21 protein-coding genes are annotated in these 19,558 nt (G+C 66.0%); 18 read left to right on the forward strand and 3 right to left on the reverse strand.

Annotated elements, in window-relative coordinates; genetic code table 11:
* The first annotated feature begins 78 nt into the window (after positions 1–78).
* The 6 genes from H7J73_RS30440 to H7J73_RS30465 all read left to right on the forward strand — a co-directional run bounded on the left by H7J73_RS30440 (position 79) and on the right by H7J73_RS30465 (position 5,902).
* Positions 79–1,260 (forward strand): sensor histidine kinase, encoded by a 1,182-nt coding sequence (locus H7J73_RS30440; RefSeq protein WP_264071541.1) that lies wholly within the window; start codon positions 79–81, stop codon positions 1,258–1,260.
* Entirely contained in the window at positions 1,261–1,947 is a 687-nt protein-coding gene (gene regX / locus H7J73_RS30445) for a two-component sensory transduction protein RegX (RefSeq protein ID WP_264071542.1), read from the forward strand.
* A gap of 164 nt (positions 1,948–2,111) precedes the next feature.
* A complete protein-coding gene (locus H7J73_RS30450; protein ID WP_264071543.1) occupies positions 2,112–3,374 on the forward strand; it encodes a class I SAM-dependent methyltransferase in 1,263 nt (420 codons plus the stop codon).
* Positions 3,371–4,198 (forward strand): sugar phosphate nucleotidyltransferase, encoded by an 828-nt coding sequence (locus H7J73_RS30455; protein WP_264071544.1) that lies wholly within the window; start codon positions 3,371–3,373, stop codon positions 4,196–4,198. Before H7J73_RS30450 ends, H7J73_RS30455 begins: the two co-directional genes overlap by 4 nt.
* A complete protein-coding gene (locus H7J73_RS30460) occupies positions 4,195–4,857 on the forward strand; it encodes a PIG-L deacetylase family protein (protein WP_264071545.1) in 663 nt (220 codons plus the stop codon). Before H7J73_RS30455 ends, H7J73_RS30460 begins: the two co-directional genes overlap by 4 nt.
* A gap of 16 nt (positions 4,858–4,873) precedes the next feature.
* Entirely contained in the window at positions 4,874–5,902 is a 1,029-nt protein-coding gene (locus H7J73_RS30465) for an NAD-dependent epimerase/dehydratase family protein (RefSeq protein WP_264071684.1), read from the forward strand.
* Here H7J73_RS30465 and rfbC read toward each other — a convergent pair.
* Entirely contained in the window at positions 5,886–6,440 is a 555-nt protein-coding gene (gene rfbC / locus H7J73_RS30470) for a dTDP-4-dehydrorhamnose 3,5-epimerase (protein ID WP_264071546.1), read from the reverse strand. The genes H7J73_RS30465 and rfbC overlap by 17 nt on opposite strands.
* Before the next feature lie 14 nt (positions 6,441–6,454).
* Between rfbC and H7J73_RS30475 the strand changes: the two genes are divergently transcribed.
* Genes H7J73_RS30475 through H7J73_RS30485 form a run of 3 tightly spaced genes read left to right on the forward strand, consistent with a single transcriptional unit; the run spans position 6,455 to position 9,803 of the window.
* The gene (locus tag H7J73_RS30475) at positions 6,455–7,579 is read left to right on the forward strand and encodes a methyltransferase domain-containing protein (protein ID WP_264071547.1); all 1,125 of its coding nucleotides are present in this window, start codon (positions 6,455–6,457) and stop codon (positions 7,577–7,579) included.
* On the forward strand, positions 7,576–8,457 hold the full coding sequence (locus H7J73_RS30480) for a phytanoyl-CoA dioxygenase family protein (RefSeq protein ID WP_264071548.1): 882 nt from the start codon (positions 7,576–7,578) through the stop codon (positions 8,455–8,457). The genes H7J73_RS30475 and H7J73_RS30480 overlap by 4 nt, the downstream gene beginning before the upstream one ends.
* Positions 8,454–9,803 carry a glutamate-1-semialdehyde 2,1-aminomutase gene (locus H7J73_RS30485; protein WP_264071549.1) on the forward strand — a complete coding sequence of 450 codons (1,350 nt, stop codon included), beginning with the start codon at positions 8,454–8,456 and terminating at the stop codon, positions 9,801–9,803. Before H7J73_RS30480 ends, H7J73_RS30485 begins: the two co-directional genes overlap by 4 nt.
* A gap of 3 nt (positions 9,804–9,806) precedes the next feature.
* On the opposite strand, the gene H7J73_RS30490 is transcribed toward H7J73_RS30485, so the two are convergent.
* The gene (locus H7J73_RS30490) at positions 9,807–10,583 is read right to left on the reverse strand and encodes a DUF3109 family protein (RefSeq protein ID WP_264071550.1); all 777 of its coding nucleotides are present in this window, start codon (positions 10,581–10,583) and stop codon (positions 9,807–9,809) included.
* A gap of 140 nt (positions 10,584–10,723) precedes the next feature.
* On the opposite strand from H7J73_RS30490, the gene H7J73_RS30495 reads away from it, so the two are divergent.
* From H7J73_RS30495 to H7J73_RS30535, 9 genes are all read left to right on the forward strand, one after another.
* Positions 10,724–11,740 carry a Ppx/GppA family phosphatase gene (locus H7J73_RS30495; RefSeq protein ID WP_264071551.1) on the forward strand — a complete coding sequence of 339 codons (1,017 nt, stop codon included), beginning with the start codon at positions 10,724–10,726 and terminating at the stop codon, positions 11,738–11,740.
* A complete protein-coding gene (locus H7J73_RS30500; RefSeq protein WP_264071552.1) occupies positions 11,737–12,858 on the forward strand; it encodes an Rv0497 family membrane protein in 1,122 nt (373 codons plus the stop codon). Before H7J73_RS30495 ends, H7J73_RS30500 begins: the two co-directional genes overlap by 4 nt.
* 18 nt (positions 12,859–12,876) lie before the next feature.
* Positions 12,877–13,722, forward strand: coding sequence for a sugar phosphate isomerase/epimerase family protein (locus H7J73_RS30505; RefSeq protein ID WP_264071553.1), 846 nt, complete (start codon positions 12,877–12,879; stop codon positions 13,720–13,722).
* 8 nt (positions 13,723–13,730) lie between these two features.
* Positions 13,731–14,579: a thioesterase family protein gene (locus tag H7J73_RS30510; RefSeq protein WP_435405605.1), complete on the forward strand. Its 849-nt coding sequence runs from the start codon at positions 13,731–13,733 to the stop codon at positions 14,577–14,579.
* Between the two features lie 29 nt (positions 14,580–14,608).
* Positions 14,609–15,487: a pyrroline-5-carboxylate reductase gene (gene proC, locus H7J73_RS30515; protein ID WP_264071554.1), complete on the forward strand. Its 879-nt coding sequence runs from the start codon at positions 14,609–14,611 to the stop codon at positions 15,485–15,487.
* A 139-nt stretch (positions 15,488–15,626) separates the two neighbouring features.
* Complete coding sequence (locus tag H7J73_RS30520; protein WP_264071555.1) at positions 15,627–15,890, forward strand: helix-turn-helix domain-containing protein; 264 nt, start codon at positions 15,627–15,629, stop codon at positions 15,888–15,890.
* Positions 15,891–16,125: 235 nt separating this feature from the next.
* Positions 16,126–16,227 (forward strand): 30S ribosomal protein bS22, encoded by a 102-nt coding sequence (locus tag H7J73_RS30525; protein WP_003402602.1) that lies wholly within the window; start codon positions 16,126–16,128, stop codon positions 16,225–16,227.
* Between the two features lie 158 nt (positions 16,228–16,385).
* The gene (locus H7J73_RS30530) at positions 16,386–17,474 is read left to right on the forward strand and encodes an SDR family oxidoreductase (protein ID WP_264071556.1); all 1,089 of its coding nucleotides are present in this window, start codon (positions 16,386–16,388) and stop codon (positions 17,472–17,474) included.
* Positions 17,475–17,509: 35 nt separating this feature from the next.
* Positions 17,510–18,577: a lysophospholipid acyltransferase family protein gene (locus tag H7J73_RS30535; protein ID WP_264071557.1), complete on the forward strand. Its 1,068-nt coding sequence runs from the start codon at positions 17,510–17,512 to the stop codon at positions 18,575–18,577.
* Positions 18,578–18,650: 73 nt separating this feature from the next.
* Here H7J73_RS30535 and H7J73_RS30540 read toward each other — a convergent pair whose 3' ends face one another.
* Positions 18,651–19,553 (reverse strand): cyclopropane mycolic acid synthase family methyltransferase, encoded by a 903-nt coding sequence (locus tag H7J73_RS30540; protein WP_264071558.1) that lies wholly within the window; start codon positions 19,551–19,553, stop codon positions 18,651–18,653.
* Between the last annotated feature and the right edge of the window lie 5 nt (positions 19,554–19,558).

A 19,558-nucleotide genomic window follows, 5' to 3' on the forward strand; every position in this document is an offset into this window, starting at 1 on the left:
TGCATGTGAGTCTGTGACTTGTCCCGTTTTGGCCGCACGCTGCTGGGATGACGTTCACTCAATGCGTACGCTTTTCGCGTGAGTGTGATGTCGGCGCTGGTGCTGGCCGGGATTGTCGCCCTGGTGGCGGTCTCGGTGGGGATCGGCGTCGGCGTCTGGCTATCGCGGCACCTGGAAGCGCGCAGGCAGCGCGCCGCCGCCGAGCAGGCGGGGATCACGGTCTCGCAGATGCTGGCCCACATTGTGTCGCTGTCGCCGGTGGGCATCGTGGTCGTTGACACCTATCGCGACGTCGTCTACATCAACGACCGGGCCAAAGAACTCGGTCTGGTGCATGACCGGTTACTCGACGACCGGGCTTGGTTGGCCGCTCAGCGCACCCTTGCCACCGGCGAGGACGGCGAGGTGGACCTGTCACCGCGCAAACGCGCGACGGCGGGGCGCGAGGGGTTGTCCGTCCGCGGCCACGTCCGACTGCTGACCGAGGAGGACAGCCGGTTCGCGGTGGTCTACGTCGACGACCAGTCCGAGCACGCCCGGATGGAGGCGACCCGCAGGGACTTTGTTGCCAACGTCAGCCACGAGCTCAAGACGCCCGTCGGGGCGATGGGGGTCCTCGCCGAGGCGCTGCTGGAATCGGTCGACGATCCGGAGATGGTGCGCCGGTTCGGAACCAAGGTGCTGGCCGAGTCCAGGCGACTGGGCAATATGGTCGGCGAGCTGATCGAGCTGTCTCGGCTCCAGGGCGCCGAGCGGCTCCCCGACCTTGACTCTGTTGACGTGGATACCGTTGTCGCCGAGGCAATTTCGCGTTATAAAGTGGCCGCGGACAACGCCGATATCGAAGTTGCCACCGACGCTCCGAGCGGCTTTCGGGTGCTGGGGGACCAGGCGCTGCTGGTGACTGCGCTCGCCAACCTGGTGTCGAACGCCATCGCCTATTCGCCGCATGGTTCGACGGTGTCGATCAGCAAGCGCCGCCGCGCGGACAACATCGAGATCGCCGTGACCGATCGGGGGATCGGTATCGCCCGCGCGGATCAGGAGCGGGTCTTCGAACGATTTTTCCGGGTCGATAAGGCGCGCTCGCGCGCGACCGGCGGCACCGGGCTCGGATTGGCGATCGTCAAACATGTCGCCGCCAATCACAACGGATCAATCCGGCTGTGGAGTCAGCCGGGCACCGGGTCGACATTCACCCTGTCGATCCCGGCCTACCTGGAGACCGACGTGGAGTCGGACGATGAGAGGAACTTCTAAGTGACCAGTGTGTTGATCGTGGAAGATGAGGAGTCGCTGGCCGACCCGCTGGCGTTTCTGCTGCGCAAAGAGGGTTTCGAGGCCACCGTTGTGGGCGACGGGCCCAGTGCGCTCGCGGAGTTCGACCGGGCTGGCGCCGATATCGTGCTGCTCGACCTGATGCTGCCCGGCATGACCGGTACCGATGTCTGCAAACAGCTACGTTCGCGGTCGTCGGTACCAGTGATCATGGTCACTGCGCGTGACAGTGAAATCGACAAGGTCGTCGGCCTGGAACTCGGGGCCGACGATTACGTCACCAAGCCGTACTCCGCGCGGGAGTTGATCGCCAGGATCCGGGCGGTGTTGCGCCGCGGTGGCGATGCCGACGACAGCGGTATCGGTGACGGTGTATTGGAGGCCGGACCCGTCCGCATGGATGTCGAGCGGCACGTGGTCAGCGTCAACGGCGAGCCGATCACGTTGCCGCTCAAGGAGTTCGACTTGCTGGAGTACCTGATGCGCAACAGTGGCCGGGTACTGACCCGCGGCCAGTTGATCGACCGCGTCTGGGGGGCGGACTACGTCGGTGACACCAAGACCCTCGACGTCCACGTCAAGCGCCTGCGGTCGAAGATCGAGGCCGACCCGGCCAATCCGGTGCACCTGGTGACTGTCCGGGGGCTTGGCTACAAACTCGAAGGCTGACAGCTCTTCACTTCTCGGACGATGCTTTGGTTCTAGCTACCAATGTGCAATTTGCCAGAACATTGCTAAGCTGGCATTTCTGACGAACGCGCGATGCTCTTCGATCGGGTCTTTGTCTGGCATATCAGCGGGGGCCGAGTGTCGAGAGAAGTGAAGAACAAGCCGTGCAGTGCCGTCTGTGTGAATCGGATCGTCTGGTCAGTGTCCTGGACCTGGGCGCCACGCCGCCGTGCGAGAAGTTCCTCGCCGAAAACGACCTGGACCAGCCGGAACAAACATACCCATTGCATCTTCGGCTGTGCGAGAACTGTCTGTTGCTGCAGATTCCCGCGCTGATCACGCCCGAGGACACCTTCACCGAGTACGCCTACTTCTCGTCCTACTCCGACAGTTGGGTCGACCACGCCCAGCGGTTCGTCGCCGGGGCGGTCGAGCGGCTGGGCCTGGCCGCGAACTCCTTTGTCATCGAGGCTGCCAGCAATGACGGTTACCTGCTGCAGCACGTGCTGGACGCCGGCGTGCGCTGCCTGGGGATCGAGCCATCCGTGAATGTCGGTGCGGCGGCTGTCGCCCGCGGGGTTCCGACCGTGACGGCGTTCCTCGACGAAGCCACAGCAACGGCGGTGCGCGCCGAGCACGGTCCGGCCGACCTTGTCGTCGCCAACAACGTCTACGCGCACATCCCGGATCTGCTCGGCTTCACCAAGGCCCTGCGGATACTGCTGGCCGACGATGGCTGGCTGTCCATCGAAGTGCACCACGCCCTCAACCTGGTGCAGCTCGGCCAGTTCGACACTATCTACCACGAACATTTCCAGTACTACACGGTGCGCTCGGCCGCGGCGGCGTTGCAGACCGCCGGCCTGGCGATAGTCGATGTGGAGACTCTCGACACCCACGGCGGCTCGATCCGGATCTGGGCCAGGCCCGACGGGATCGGCACCCCGACCGGGCGGGTCGCCGAGGTGCTGCGCACCGAACAAGAGGCTGGTCTGCACGACGTGACCGGTTATGTCGCGCTGCGGCCCCGGGCCGAGGCCGTGCGTCATGAACTGCTGCGTTTCCTGCTGGATGCGCACGCCGCCGGGCAACGGGTCGTCGGCTACGGCGCGCCCGGTAAGGGCAACACCCTGCTGAACTACTGTGGTATTCGGGCCGATCTGCTGGAGTACACGGTCGACCGCAACCCGTACAAACACGGCCGCTTCACGCCGGGCACCCGCATCCCGATCCATCCCGTCGAGCGGATCGACAAGGACCGCCCGGACGTGATCGTCGTCTTGCCGTGGAACCTTGAGGCCGAGATCACCGAGCAGCTTGCGTACACCGCCGAGTGGGGTGCGCAACTCGTATATCCGCTGCCCACTTTGCATTTCGGAGGTAACGCCGGCAGTCGGGCGCAGGAAAAAGTGGAGGTTGGGGAATGAAGGTCGTCTTGTTCTGCGGGGGCTACGGCATGCGGATGCGCAACGGTTCGGAGGACATGATTCCCAAGCCGATGCAGATGGTCGGTCCGCGTCCACTGATCTGGCATGTGATGCGCTACTACGCGCACTTCGGGCACAAGGATTTCATCCTGTGCCTGGGCTACGGCGCCGCGCACATCAAGAACTACTTCCTGACCTACCAGGAGGCGATCTCCAACGATTTCATTATCCGCGACGGCCAGGTCGAATTGATCCAGTCCGACATCAGCGACTGGTCCATCACGTTCGTCGACACCGGACCGGAATCGGCGATCGGCGAAAGGTTGCGGCGTGTCCGCCAATTCGTCGAGGGCGATGACTACTTCCTGGCCAACTACGCCGACGTGCTGACCGACGCACCGCTCAACGACATGATCGACGAGGTGAAAGCCGCAGGTGCCGCCGCGTCGATGATGATCGTCCCGCCGCAGTCGTCGTTCCACTGCGTCGAGGTCAACGACGCCGGCTCGGTCACCGGGATCACTCCGGTTGCCCAACTGCCGATCTGGGAGAACGGCGGGTTCTTCGTGCTCTCTGCCGACGTGCTGGAGCTGCTCACCGAGAACTGCGATCTGGTCGAGGACGTGTGCGGCAAGCTGGCCAGCGAGGACAGGCTCTACGGATACAAACACGTGGGTTTCTGGAAGCCGGCAGACACCTTCAAGGAACGTGCCGAGCTGGAGGCCGGCTATCTGCGGGGCGACCGGCCGTGGATGCTGTGGGAGAAAGCGGATCCCGAATCGCCGCCGGCTCCGCTCGCGGCGGCAGCAACGCCATCCCGGTGATCGGGCTGCACGCGGGGCCGGTCAGCGAAATCGCCGTCCTCGGAGCGCATTGCGACGACATCGCGATCGGCATGGGCGGCACCCTGCTGACACTCGCCCGGGCGAATCCTGGTCTGCGGGTGCACGCGTTGGTGCTGTCCGGCGCCGGTACCGAGCGGGAAGCCGAGGAACGTGCTGCGCTGCAGGCCTTCTGCCCCGGCGCGGCGGTGCGGCTGACGCTGCACGACGTGCCTGACGGCCGGGCTCCGGCGCACTGGGACCGGATCAAGAACGCGCTGGCCGACTTTCACCGGTCGTGCGACCCGCAGGTGGTGTTCTGCACCCAACGCCGTGATGCACACCAGGATCATCGGCTGCTTGCCGAACTGGTGCCGACCGAGTTCCGTGACCAGTTGACCCTGGGTTACGAGATCCTGAAATGGGAAACAGATACCCCGACGCCGACGGTCTATCAGCCACTGGACACGCTGATCGCCGAGGAAAAGGTCCGGTTGCTGCACAAGCACTATCCGAGTCAGATCGCCAGGGACTGGTTCGACGAGATGTCCTTCCTCGGCCTGTCGCGGCTGCGCGGTGTGCAGTGCCGTGCCCCGCATGCCGAGGCGTTCGTACTGGAAAAGGCGGTGCTGGATTTCGCGGCACTCGCCGGCAGAGAGTGAGATGAGGGGAATGACCATCAAGGTTCTGGTCACGGGACACCAGGGTTATCTGGGCAGCGTGATGGTGCCCGTGCTGCAGGATGCGGGTTGCGACGTCGTCGGTCTGGACAACGGGTACTTCCGCGACTGTGTCCTGGGGCAGCCACCCGTCGACCCGCCGACCCTCGCGGTCGATCTGCGTGATGTCACTGTCGAGCAGTTGCAGGGCTTCGACGCGGTGGTTCATCTCGCGGCGCTGTCCAACGACCCGCTCGGGGCACTCGCCCCCGATATCACCTATGACATCAACCACCACGCGTCGGTCCGACTGGCCCGGTTGGCCAAAGAGGCCGGGGTGTCGCGCTTTCTGTATGCGTCGACGTGCTCGGTGTACGGCGCCGCGGGTGACGGACTGGTCAACGAGGACGCCCCGCTGCATCCGCTGACGCCGTATGCAATCAGCAAGGTGCGGGTCGAGGACGATCTGGTAGCCCTCGCCGACTCCAGCTTCACGCCCGTATTCCTGCGCAATGCAACGGCTTTCGGGTTCTCTCCGCGGTTGCGTGCCGATATTGTGCTGAACAACCTGGTGGGACATGCGGTGCTGACCGGGTTGGTCCGGGTGCTGTCCGACGGCACCCCGTGGCGTCCGCTGGTACACGCCCGCGATATCGCCAGAGCCTTCGCGGTGTGCCTGACCGCGCCCACCGAGGTGATCAACTGTCGCGCATACAACGTCGGCTCCGACATGAACAACCTCACCGTCGCGCAGATCGCAGCGGCGGTCGTGGATGTGGTACCGGGGTCGGAGCTGTTGATCACCGGTGAGACCGGCGCCGATCCGCGCTCCTATCGGGTCGACTTCGCCAGGGCTCGTGCCGAACTCGGCTACGAGGCCACCTGGTCGGTGGCCGACGGTGCAGCCGAGCTGTACGGCGAGTACACGGCGAACGGGCTGACCGCCCACGACTTCGCCAACAGGTTCGTGCGGCTGTCGCGGCTGGAACAGTTGCGCGGCTGCGGCGAACTCGACGAGACGATGCGCCGTGTCAGCGCAGCCGTGTGAGCAGTTCGCGCCAGCTGCCGGCCGCGGCATCCCGCGCCGAGACCACCGAGACGGGCAGCGGCCAGCCGACCGCCAGCTCCGGATCGTCGTAAGCCACTGCGAGGTCCTCATGTGGATCGTGCGGCCGGTCGATTCGGTAACAGACGTCCGCGGTGGGGGTCAATGCCTGAAACCCGTGCAGGAAGCCCGGCGGTACGTACAGGTGCCGAAAGTCGTTGTCGTCGAGCAGAAAACCCTGCTGGCGGCCGAACGTCGGCGACGCGGGCCGGATGTCTACCAGCACATCGTGCACGGCACCGTGGGCACAGCGGACCAGTTTGGCCTCACCGCGGCCCGACCGTCCGTGCATACCGCGAATCACCCCGAGTGCCGAACGGGACTGCGAATCCTGCACGAACGAGGCCGCCGTGCCCGGCGCACCCAGGTACTCGTCGAAGATCTCGGCGTCGAAGGTCCGGGTGAACAGGCCGCGGTCGTCGTGGAACGGCTGAGGCGCCAACACCAGCACGTCCGCCAACCCGGTCTGCTCGATGCGCACCAGGTCATGCTGCCATGACGGATCGCAACACCACCTGCAGGGCGTGCGGCCAGCTGGGTCTGCACCGGGTCCTCGACCTCGGCTCGGTTCCGGCCGCCGACCATTTTCCGCTGGTCGGCGATCCCGTCGGTGCTGACGAATGTGCGCACCGGCTGGCGATGGAGCTGTGCCCGGCCTGCGGCCTGGCTCAGCTCGCCGAGGACGACACGGTCACCGACGAACCCCGCGGCGTCGAACCGCAGGCATTGCGGGACCAGGCCGCTGCCGCGGTCGACGTGGTCGCCGCGGCCGGGTTGCTGCCGGGCGGCACGGTCCGCGAATTCGGCAGCCCGCACGGCGGCACCTGGGAGCCGCTGTTGACGCAGCGGGGATATACCGATCGATCGGGGGATTCCGGGCCCGCCGATGTCGTGCTGGACTGCTTCGGGATTATGCACGAACCCGACCAGCGGGCGGCGTTCCGTCAGCGCGCACAGGCCACCGCACCCGACGGTGTGCTGCTGCTGCAATACCACTCGATCGCCACGATCATCCGCGACGGGCAGTGGAATGCGTTGCGGCACGGTCATTTCGCCTATTATTCGCTGACCACGCTGGTTCGTCAGCTGGCCGCGGTGGATATGGCAGTCGTGGCCGCCTGGGAGTTCGACCTCTACGGCGGCACCGTGCTGTTGGCCGCCGTGCATTCGGCCGGCCGGCCGGCCGAGAGCACCGTCGCAGAGCTGTTGGCCGACGAGCATGAGCTGGGCGTCCTCACCCCGGAAGCGTTTCACCCGCTGCAGGGCGCCGCCGATGTCGACATGGTCGAGCTGCAGGCGTGGCTGCGGGCCGAAAGCGCGGCGGGGCGCGATGTCTACGGGTATGCGGCCGCCTCGCGGGCCGTCGCGCTGTTCGCCCGGGCGGGCCTGGACACCGCGCTACTCAAGGGTGTCGCCGATGCCTCAGATGCCAAGCAGGGCCGGCGAATGCCCGGCACCGACATCCCGATCATCAGCCCGTCCGAGCTCGTCGCGGCAGACCCTGATCTGGTCCTGCTGACGGTGCCCGACCTGTTCGACGAAGTGAGTCGACGTCATCCAACACTGGCCGGCCGACTGTGCACCGATCGGCCGGACTCAACCGAGAGAGGACCGCGATGACCATCGTGATCGCCAACCCGGACTGCACCGACGAGCAGCGCCGTGCCCAGCTCTACGACGGTCGCGTCATCACCTATGCGGCCAGCCCCGCGTCGCTGGCACTGATCGAGCATGCTCGTGCCCTGATCGCCGAGGCGTTCGGGGCACTGAACCCGCAGACCGCCCAACACGAGCTGCCCGTCGAGGAGTTCGCGGCGTTACTGGCGGAGCTCAAACCCCGATTCATCCACCACCCGACGTCGAAGGCATGCCTGCGGGCCCTGCTGACCGAGCGTGGATGCGACAGCGAGACAACCTATTTCGATGTGCCTCGGCTGCGCACGTCGACGTCGAACGACTATCTGACCTCGGGCATCTCGTATGCGTTCCATCCCCACCGCGATACCTGGTACTCGGCACCGTTCAGCCAGATCAACTGGTGGATCCCGATCTATCCGGTGGTCGCCGACAACGTGATGGCCTTTCACCCTCAATACTGGGGCGTGCCAGTGAAGAACGGGTCGCGGCGCTACGACTACTACGAGTGGAACCGCACCAGCCGCCAGACCGCCGCCAAGCACATCAAGACCGACACCCGCGATCAGCCCAAGCCCGAGGAGCCGGTGACGCTTGATCCTCAGGTCCGCCTGGTGCCCGAGCCGGGCGGGCTGATGTTGTTCTCCGGCAACCAGTTGCACTCCACCGTGCCGAACACGTCTGGCCGCACCCGGTTCAGTATCGACTTCCGGACGGTCAACGTCGACGATGTCGTCGCCCGGCGCGGGGCGCCCAACTTCGACTCCGAGTGCACCGGCACGACACTGCGTGATTTCCTGCGGGTGAGCGACCTGCAGCGGATGGACGAGGACATCGCACTGGCGTACGAGAGTGCATTGTGAGACCTGCCGAGAAAGTCTGGGCGGCAGCGCAATTCGAACAGTCCGCCAAACTGCAGGCCCGGTTGCACGATCTCGTTCCCGGCGGCGCGCACACCTACGCCCGCGGATCGGATCAGTACCCCGAATTCATCACTCCGATCCTGACCCGCGGCGCCGGTGCCAGGGTCTGGGACGTCGACGGTAACGAGTACGTCGAGTACGGCATGGGACTGCGATCGGTCACCCTCGGGCACGGCTTTGCGCCGGTGGTCGATGCGGTGGCCGCCACCATTGCCGACGGCGTCAACTTCAGCCGGCCGACCGAGCTCGAATTGGCCGCCGCGGAGGACTTTCTCGACTTGGTGCCCGGCGCCGACATGGTCAAATTCGCCAAGAACGGCTCGGACGCCACGACCGCTGCGATCAAGCTGGCCCGGGCGGTGACCGGCCGGATCAGGGTAGCGCTCTGCGAGCAGCCCTTCTTCTCCACCGACGACTGGTTCATCGGGACGACACCGATGAACGGCGGCATCCCCGACTCTGCCGGCGCCGGCACCGTCCGCTTCGGTTACAACGACCTGGACTCGGTGGCTGCCGCACTGGCCGGCGACGACGTGGCCGCGGTGATCATGGAGGCCGCGACCGCCACCGCCGAACCCGCACCGGGTTTCCTGGCCGGTGTCCGCGAACTCTGCGACCGGCACGGCACCCTGCTGATCTTCGACGAGATGATCACCGGCTTCCGCTGGTCGGCCCACGGCGCGCAGCATGTCTACGGTGTCCGGCCCGACCTGTCCACCTGGGGCAAGGCGATGGCCAACGGGTTTCCGCTGTCGGCGCTGGCCGGCCGGCGCGAATACATGGAGCTCGGCGGGTTACGGACCGACCGGCCGCGAGTGTTCCTGCTGTCCACCACGCACGGCCCGGAGACGGCCTCGCTGGCAGCATTTCGGGCAGTGGTCGACGAGTACCGGTCTGGTGATCCCGTCGGCCGGATGGAGCACGCGGGTCGCCGGCTGGCCGACGGCGTCACCGCGGCAGTCTCCGCCGCCGGCCTCGACGGCCACCTCCGGGTCATCGGGCGGCCGTCGTGTCTGGTGTTCGTCACCGGCGACAGAGGGGGAGCGCCGTCGCAGGCCTACCGGACGCTGTTCCTGCAGGAACTGCTGCGACGGGGTGTCCTCGGCCAGTCGTTCGTCACCTCCGCCGCACACACCGATGCCGATATCGATCTGACCGTCGCCGCGGTGCGCGACGCGTTGCCGGTCTATCGGCAAGCGATCGACGCCGGTTCGGTGGCTGGTCTGCTGCAGGGGCGGCCGGTCGCACCGGCGATCCGCCGCAGCGCCCACCCGCGCGGGGTCTGAGACCTATTCCGCCGCGCGGGTCGCAGGATGGATCGCGATGAGCCCTAACTGGCTGCGCCGCTTGCACATCGCCGCCAGTTCGGCGTAGGCCTTCTCGCCGAGCAGTTCGGTCAGCTCCGGGGCGTAGGACTGGTAGACCGGTTTGGCCCCGACGTGTGCAGCCGGGTCGCCGGTGCAGTACCAATGCAGATCCTCGCCGCCCGAACCCCAACCGCGCCGGTCGTATTCGGTGATGGTGGTTCTGAGGATCTCCACCCCGTCCGGTCGGGTGACCCACTCCTGGCTGCGCCTGATCGGGAGCTGCCAGCAGACCTCGGGTTTCATGGTCAGCGGCTCGCGGCCGAGCTTGAGTGCCTTGCTGTGCAAAGCGCAGCCGATACCGCCGGCGAAACCCGGGCGATTCAGAAAGATGCAGGCGCCCTTGTACTTTCGGGTCCGCAGATTGGGCTTGTCGTCATATTCGTCCATCTCGAGATAGCCCTTGCGGCCCAGGCCTTTGTCCCGGAACTGCCAGTCCTCGTCGGTCAGCTGGGCGGCAGCATCGTCGAGTTTGGCGCGGTCGTCGTCGTCGGAGAGGAAGGCGCCGTGACTGCAGCAGCCATCATCGGGTCGGTCCACCACGGTGCCCTGACAGGCGGGCGTGCCGAATACACAAGTCCAGCGGGACAGTAACCAGGTCAGGTCGGCGGCGATCACGTGCTCGACGTTGTCCGGGTCGTTGAACTCCACCCACTCCCGCGGAAAGTCCAGCCCGACCTCACCGGGATGCGTGGGCGTCATGAATTACCTTTCGCGCAGCCGATTGTCGCGGACGCTGCCATTGGGGTCTTAACGGTAGACGACCGGCCCCGGCTCGGCGACCAGGCGCGGACACTGCCACGTGGTGGGTCGCGTCCCCTCGCCAAGTAGGGTTGGCATTCGTGCGATTGGGCGTGCTCGACGTGGGCAGCAACACGGTTCACCTGTTGGTTGTGGATGCCCGCCGCGGCGGGCATCCAACTCCGATGAGCTCGACGAAGGCCGCTCTGCGGTTGGCCGAGGCCATCGACAGCTCCGGCAAGCTCACCCGCAAGGGTGCCGACATGCTGGTCTCGACCGTTGACGAGTTCGCGAAGATCGCCGCGAGTTCAGGGTGCGTGGAGTTGATGGCGTTCGCCACCTCGGCGGTCCGCGACGCGACGAACTCCGAAGACGTGCTGGCCCGGGTGCACAACGAGACCGGTGTCGCCCTGCAGGTGCTCTCGGGTAAAGACGAATCGCGGCTGACCTTCCTCGCCGTCCGGCGCTGGTACGGGTGGAGCGCGGGGCGCATCATCAACATCGACATCGGCGGGGGTTCCCTCGAACTGTCCAACGGCGTCGACGAGGAACCAGAAGTGGCGATGTCGCTGCCGCTGGGCGCCGGGCGGCTGACCCGCGAGTGGCTGCCCGACGATCCGCCGGGGCGCCGGCGGGTGGCTATGCTTCGGGACTGGCTGGACAACGAACTGGCCGACGCGCGCGCCGTCGTGCTGGAGGCGGGCAGCCCCGACCTTGCTGTCGCGAGCTCCAAGACATTCCGGTCGCTGGCCCGTCTGACGGGCGCGGCACCGTCCGGCGCGGGCCCACGGGTGAAGAGAACGCTGACCGCTAACGGTCTCAGACAGCTCATAGCCTTCATCTCTAGGATGACCGCTGCTGACCGTGCAGAGTTGGAAGGGGTGAGCGCCGAACGCGCGCCGCAGATCGTGGCAGGCGCGCTGGTGGCGGAGGCAAGTATGCGAGCGCTGTCGTTGGATTCTGTGGACATCTGCCCGTGGGCGCTGCGGGAAGGACTCATCCTGCGCAAACTCGACAGCGAAGCCGATGGAACCGCGTTGGTGGAGACGCTGGTGGGGGATGCTGGAAGCCGGCTAGCGGATCGGCGCGAAAACCGGTCGAGAGGCAACAGACGATGACTGGACCTAACGAGGGCGACGACGGCGGGGTCACCCGGCCCATTTCGGTGGCCGAGCTCCTGGCCAAGAACGGCACGATCGGCGCGGCGCCACCCAGTGGCGGCAGGCGCCGACGTCGTAAAGGCAACAGCGATGCGGTGACCGTTGCCGAACTGACCGGCGAAATCCCGATCTACCGGACCGGTGCGATACCGATCATCACCCAGGAGGACGACGTCGAGGCGGCGCCTCCGGCAGCCACCGAAGCGACGGTCGAGGCCTCGCCCGAATCTCCCGCGGCTGCAGCACGTGCCGCCGATACCGCCCACACCAACGGCCGCGCCACGGTGGACGCCCCCCACGATGCCTCGCCGAAATCGCCGAGCAGACCGCCGAGTCCTCCCGAGCTGGCACCGGAACCGACGCCGCGGCGGGGTCGCGACGCCGCCCTGGAACGCAGCAATTACCCCCGTCCAGGTGGTTTCCCCCGGATCGAACCGGTTGTCGACGCCGAGCAGATGAGCCCGGACCCGATCGGGGCGGTCGACGAGGCCGACGAGGACACCCTCGATCCGGAGCTTGAGTCGGATCTCGACGCCCGCGACGACACCTCTGTTGATGGGGTGGCCGACGAGCTGGACGCTCAACCCGACGAACTGGGCATCGGTGATGCCTCATACCTGCAGTCGTACCTGCGCTCCACCAGCGGACCGCTGTACGGCGGCCAGACTGTCGCCGACGACCTGGCCCGTCGCAGCCCCGACGATGCCGAGCTGCTCACCGGTGACCTGGTTGGTGAAGAGGCCGAGGTCGCGGAGGCGCTCGAGGAACACGACGACGACGCTGCGGTCGACGAGACCGGAGAGCTGTCCCGCGGCCAGATGGTGCTGCGGGGGGCCTTGATCGCGCTGCAGTCGATCATCGCGGTGGTCTTCGGTGCCGGCCTCTTCATCGCCTTCGACCAGCTGTGGAAGTGGAACAACATCGTCGCGCTGGTCCTGTCGGTACTGGTGATCCTCGGTCTGGTCGTGGGTGTGCGGGTGGTCCGCAAGACCGAGGACATCGCCAGCACGCTGATCGCCGTTGCCGTCGGTGCGCTGGTCACCCTCGGACCGTTGGCCCTGCTGCAGTCGAACTAGCCGGCCGAACACCTGCCCGTGCGTCCCGCCATCAAGGTCGGTCTCTCGACTGCCTCTGTCTATCCGCTCCGGACCGAGGCGGCCTTCGAGTACGCCGCCAGGCTGGGCTACGACGGCGTCGAACTGATGGTGTGGGCCGAAGCGGTCAGCCAGGATATCGACGCGGTCGAGAAGTTGTCGAAGCGCTACGAGATGCCCGTGCTGTCCGTGCACGCGCCGTGTCTGCTGATCTCGCAGCGGGTCTGGGGAGCCAACCCGATTCCCAAATTGGAACGCAGCGTGCGTGCGGCCGAACAACTCGGCGCGCAGACCGTCGTCGTGCATCCGCCGTTCCGGTGGCAGCGGCGCTATGCCGAGGGATTCTCCGAACAGGTCGCCGAGCTCGAAGCCGCCAGCGACGTCCTCGTCGCCGTCGAGAACATGTTCCCGTTCCGGGCTGACCGGTTCTTCGGCGCCGGCCAGTCGTCGATCGAGCGGATGCGCCGGCGCGGCGGTGGGCCCGGGGTGGGGATCTCGGCGTTCGCGCCGTCGTATGACCCGATCGACGGTGAACACGCCCACTTCACCCTCGACCTCTCGCACACCGCTACGGCGGGTACCGACGCGGTGGAGATGGCCGAACGGATGGGGGCCGGCCTGGTGCATCTGCACCTGTGCGACGGCAATGGTTCGTCCACCGACGAGCACCTGGTGCCCGGGCGCGGCACCCAGCCCACCGTTGAGGTGTGCCAGATGCTCGCTGGGAGCGATTTCGCCGGACATGTGATCCTGGAGGTCACCACGTCCGATGCACGGTCTGTGGCCGAGCGTGAGGCCTTGTTGACCGAATCGCTGCACTTTGCCCGCACTCACCTGCTGCGCTGAAGGATCCGATGACCCCGACGAGCCCGTCGTTCACCCATGCCATGACCCTGCAGCGCGCCACCGACGGTTCGGACGGCTCCGGCGGCCCGGTCTTCACCGGTGACTTGAGCCCGCACTGGACGATCGGCCCGAAAATTCACGGCGGGGTGATGCTGTCGCTGTGCGCTAAGGCAGCGCATCAGGCCGTGACCGGTGACACAGGCACCGCCGAGCCGATCGCGGTGTCGGCGAACTTCCTGTGGGCACCCGATCCCGGTCCGGTGGAGCTGGTCACGGCCGTGCGTAAACGCGGCCGTCAGGTCAGCCTCGTCGACGTCGAACTGCGGCAGGGTGTGGGCGACACCAAGAGGACAGCGGTCCGGGCCGCCATCACGCTGGGCACCCCCGAACATCACGTTCCGCCGCTGCTGTCGGTGAACCCGGTGCAGGGGATGAGCGTCGAGCCGCCGCCGGAGGTCGAACCGATCGGGCCCGGCCATCCACTGGCCGAGATCAACCACCTGGCCGCCGGGTGTGACATCCGTCCTGATCTGTCCGGCCTTCGCTCCGACCGCGGAGAGGCGCCGACCTCACGGATCTGGGTGCGCCCGCGCGACGAGGCCCCTGACGCGCTGTTCGCGCTGACGTGTAGCGATATCTCGATGCCTGTCACCTTCGCGGTGCAGCGCCGGGGCTGGGCGCCGACCGTCCAGCTCACCGCGTATCTGCGCGGTCAGCCCGCCGATGGCTGGTTGCGGGTGCTCTGCACGACGACGCAGATCGGTCAGGACTGGTTCGACGAGGACCACATCGTCGTCGACTGCGAGGGCCGCATCGTCGCTCAGAGCCGCCAACTCGCGCTCGTGCCCGCGCCGTAACCGGCCTCGGCGACCGATAGGGTTTCGGCATGGCCAGAATCGCGATTATCGGTGGCGGAAGTATGGGCGAGGCTCTGTTGGCGGGCCTGCTCCGATCGGATCGACAGGCCAAGGACATGGTCGTTTCCGAGCGGATGCCCACCCGGGCCAAGTACCTGTCGGAGACCTATTCGGTTCAGGTGACCTCGTCGGTGGTGGACGCGGCCGAGAACGCGAACTATGTGATTGTCGCGGTCAAACCGTCCGATGTGGAATCGGTGGTCAGTGCGATCGCCGAGGCTACGGCGAATTCAGACACCGACAGCGTCGAGCAGGTCTTCGTGACCGTCGCGGCCGGCGTCACGACGTCGTTCTACGAGGCCAAGCTGCCCGCTGGCGCCCCGGTGATCCGGGTGATGCCGAATGCGCCCGCTTTGGTCGGCGCAGGCGTCAGCGCGCTCGCCAAGGGCCGGTTCGCCACCGGAGAACAACTCAAGGAAGTCGCAGCCCTCTTCGATTGTGTGGGCAGCGTCATCACCGTGCCGGAGGGCCAGCTGGATGCGGTGACTGCCGTATCGGGGTCCGGCCCGGCCTATTTCTTCCTTCTGGTCGAGGCTTTGGTCGATGCGGCGGTCGCGGTGGGGCTGCCGCGCCCGATCGCCACCGACCTCGCTGTGCAGACGATGGCAGGCTCCGCGGCAATGTTGCTGGAGCGGCTTGATCAGGGCGGTGAAGGGGCGGCCGGCGCGGGTTTGGGAGCCGGTGTCGACACCACTGCTGCCCAGCTCCGCGCCACCGTGACGTCGCCGGGCGGGACCACGGCGGCCGGTCTGAGAGAGCTGGAGCGGGGCGGTTTGCGGGCCGCGGTTGCCGAAGCGGTCGATGCCGCGAAGAGGCGCTCTGAGCAGCTCGGAATCACATCAGAGTAGTTCATCTAATTTCAACGGATTACCCCACACCCGTCGCAGTAACCCCATCTGCCCCGCTATTCTCCTCGTTGTATGCACGCGTTCGTGCCAACGGTGGGGAAGCCGCTGGAACTGACCGTGCCTGATCGATTGGGTTGCGATGACGTCTATGAACGGGCCATCGGCGCGGGACTCGGCTGGTAAGAACTCGCGGGATAGTGGGGGCTCGGACGGCCAGTCGGCCGCCCGAACGCAGTTCCTCACCGTCGCCGAAGTTGCGGGTCTCATGCGAGTCAGCAAGATGACCGTCTACCGGCTGGTGCACAACGGCGAACTGCCTGCGGTTCGGGTTGGGCGCTCATTCCGGGTGCACGCCAAAGCTGTCCACGATCTGCTGGAGACGTCGTACTTCGACGCTGGCTAGTCGAGTCGACCGATGCGGCGAGGAACGAGCCGCTGAGGAGCGAGACAGTAGTAGGTAGTCGAGTCGACCGATGCGGCGAGGAACGAGCCGCTGAGGAGCGAGACAGTCTAAGTAGTCGAGTCGACCGATGCGGCTGCCAGGCGCTTTCGGAGGCCTGTTTTCGGTTTGCGGCCATCTCTTGGGTAGGGTGGCCGGGTTCATTCGTGTGATTAGCGGTAGGTAGGCATCGAAGTCCATGGGTTCAGTCATCAAGAAGCGTCGCAAGCGCATGTCGAAGAAGAAGCACCGGAAACTGCTTCGTCGTACCCGGGTGCAGCGCAGAAAACTCGGTAAGTAGGCCCCGCTCGGCGACCGATGCGGCGAGGGACGGCCGGCTGAGTGGCCGGGTAATCCAAGCTCGCCCTTCGTTGGCCGAGGAGGCGGTGTCGGCGCGGCGCCATGCGGTCGTTTCTTTCTCGTAACGCCTGCGTGTGCGCCGACCGGTAACCTATCGAGATGGATTCTGGGCGCGACGCAGACGGCGGCGATCCTGGAAGCCCTCTGCGTCACCCGAAGGTCGTGTTGGTCACGGGTGCCTGCCGATTCCTCGGCGGGTATCTCACCGCGCGGCTGGCGGCTAACCCGGCGATCGACAGAGTCATCGCGGTGGATGCGGTGGCACCGAGCAAGGATCTGCTCCGCCGGATGGGGCGCGCCGAGTTTGTGCGCGCCGACATTCGTAACCCGTTCATTGCCAAGGTGATTCGCAACGGCGAAGTCGACACGGTGGTGCACGCGGCGGCGGCCTCGTATGCGCCGCGCTCCGGCGGCCGGGCCACGCTCAAAGAAATCAATGTGATGGGCGCGATGCAGTTGTTCGCGGCCTGTCAGAAGGCACCGACCGTGCGCCGGGTCATCCTGAAGTCCACGTCGGAGGTCTACGGTTCCGATGCGTTCGATCCGGTGATGTTCACCGAGGACAGCAGCAGTCGGAAACCGCCTGGAGAGGGTTTCGCTCGCGACAGTATCGATATCGAGGGCTACGCCCGCGGTCTCGGCCGGCGCCGCCCCGATATCGCGGTCACCATCCTGCGGCTGGCCAACATGATCGGGCCCGCGATGGACACCGCGTTGTCGCGCTACTTGGCCGGCCCCCTGGTGCCGACGGTGGCGGGCCGCGATGCCCGCCTGCAACTCCTGCACGAGCAAGACGCCCTCGGGGTGCTGGAGCGTGCCACGATGGCGGGCAGGCCAGGCACGTTCAACGTGGGCGCCGCCGGCATCCTGATGATGTCCCAGGCGATCCGGCGGGCGGGCCGGTTGGCACTTCCATTGCCCACACTGGGCGTCAATATCGTAAATTCGCTGACGAGGACCGCACGGGGAACGGACCTCAACAGCGACCAGCTCGCCTACATGAGTTACGGGCGGGTGATGGACACCTCGCGCATGCGAACCGAGTTGGGTTATGTGCCGAAGTGGACGACGATGGAGGCGTTCGACGATTACGTGCGCGGTCGTGGTTTGACACCGATTGTCGATCCACGGTGGGTACGCTCGCTGGAGCGTCGTGCAGTGTCGGCAGCCCAGCGCTGGGGTGGGTGACATGTATTTAAACGGGTGGGAAGAAAGAAGCTATCGTGGCGGGTGAGTCGAAGGCGAAAGTTATTCCGCTGCATGGTAATTCAGGGCGAGCGGCGGCTGCTCGCCGCGCCGGCCAGCGAGCCGACGCGGCCCGTAGACATCCGTCCCTGCTCACCGATTCCGACGTTCGGGCCTCGGCCGACCAGATCGCCGCGGTGGTTCGCGAGATCGATCAGCACCGCACCGCGGCGAGCCTGGCGGCGCCGGAAGACGCCACCCCCAACGAGCTCGCTCTCGGTATCGCCGCGGTAGCTGAGTTCGTCCGCAAGCGCCTCACCGGCGACTACGTCGTCGACGAATTCGGCTTCGACCAACACCTCAACAACGCGGTCTTCCTGCCTTTGCTGAGATTCTTCTTCAACTCATGGTTCCGGGTCGAGGTCAGCGGAATCGAGAACCTGCCCGAGGCCGGTGCGGCACTGGTGGTGGCCAATCACGCCGGGGTGCTGCCGTGGGACGGCCTGATGGCCTCGGTGGCCGTGCACGACCACCATCCGACCAACCGCGACCTACGTCTGCTGGCCGCCGACATGGTGTTCGACATGCCGGTGATGGGTCAGGCCGCGCGCAAGGCCGGGCACACCATGGCCTGCACCTCCGACGCCCATCGGCTGCTGGCCGGCGGTGAGCTCACGGCGGTCTTCCCAGAGGGTTACAAAGGCCTCGGCAAGCACTTCACGGATCGCTACAAATTGCAGCGGTTCGGCCGCGGGGGCTTCGTCTCTGCGGCGTTGCGGACCAAGGCGCCGATCGTGCCATGCTCGATCGTCGGCTCTGAAGAGATCTACCCGATGATCGCCGACGTGAAATTGCTGGCGCGACTGTTCGGGCTGCCGTACTTCCCGATCACGCCGCTGTTCCCGCTGGCCGGACCTGCCGGGCTGGTGCCTTTGCCGTCCAAGTGGCACATCGCCTTCGGCACTCCCATCGAGACCGCGGATTACGACGACTCCGCCGCCGACGATCCGATGGTCACCTTCGAGCTGACCGACCATGTTCGCGAGACCATCCAGCAGACGCTGTATCAGCTGCTGGCCAATCGCAGAAACATGTTCTTTGGCTGAGGTTCGCGCGGGCGAACGGCCACTTACGTCACGCAGATGGCGAAAAGACGTGCACTAGCTGGACGTTGGAGGCTCAACCCTTTTTGAGCGTGAACTGGCAGACGTCGGTGTAGCCCTCGGTGAAGAGTTCCTCGCAACCGGTCAGGTACCGCATGTACCGGTCGTAGACCTCTTGCGACTGGATCGCGATCGCCTCGTCCTTGTGGGCTTCCAGAGCGGCGGCCCAGGTCTTGAGCGTGCGCGCGTAGTGCAGCCGTAGTGGTTGCACCCGCTCGACGCGAAAGCCGGCCTTGCGGGCGTGCTCTTCGACGTCGGAGACGAACGGCAACCGGCCGCCCGGGAAGATCTCGTCCATGATGAACTTGAAGAACTTCAGCTTCGTCATCGTCAGCGGCAGCCCGCGCGCCTTGAACTCTTCGTTGCTGGGCTTGACGATGGTGTGCAGCAACATCACGCCGTCTGCTGGCAGCGCGTTGTAGGCCATCTCGAAGAAGGCGTCATAGCGATCGTCGCCGAAGTGCTCGAACGCACCGATCGACACGATCCGGTCGACCTGTTCGCTGAACTCTTCCCAGCCCTGCAGCCGCACCTCGGCGGTCCTACCCGAGTTGCGTACCAGATCGGAATTTGCCAGTTTCTTCTGGACGTGTTCGGCCTGGTTCTCGGACAGCGTCAGGCCGATGACGTTGACGTCGTACTTTTCGACCGCCCGGTGGATCGTGGCGCCCCATCCGCAGCCGATGTCCAACAGCGTCTGTCCTGGGCTCAGGTCGCATTTACCCAGGGAGAGATCCATTTTCGCGTACTGGGCTTGCTCCAGCGTGTAATCGTCATGCTCGAAGTACGCGCAGCTGTAGGTTTGCGTGGGATCCAGAAATAGCCGGAAGAAGTCGTCAGACAGGTCATAGTGCGTCTGAACATCCTCGAACCGCGGCGTCATATCGCGGTCGTTAGGTTGCTCGTTGGCCTGGGTCATAGGCG

This window comes from Mycolicibacterium komossense, assembly GCF_025822605.1.
Taxonomy (GTDB): domain Bacteria; phylum Actinomycetota; class Actinomycetes; order Mycobacteriales; family Mycobacteriaceae; genus Mycobacterium; species Mycobacterium komossense.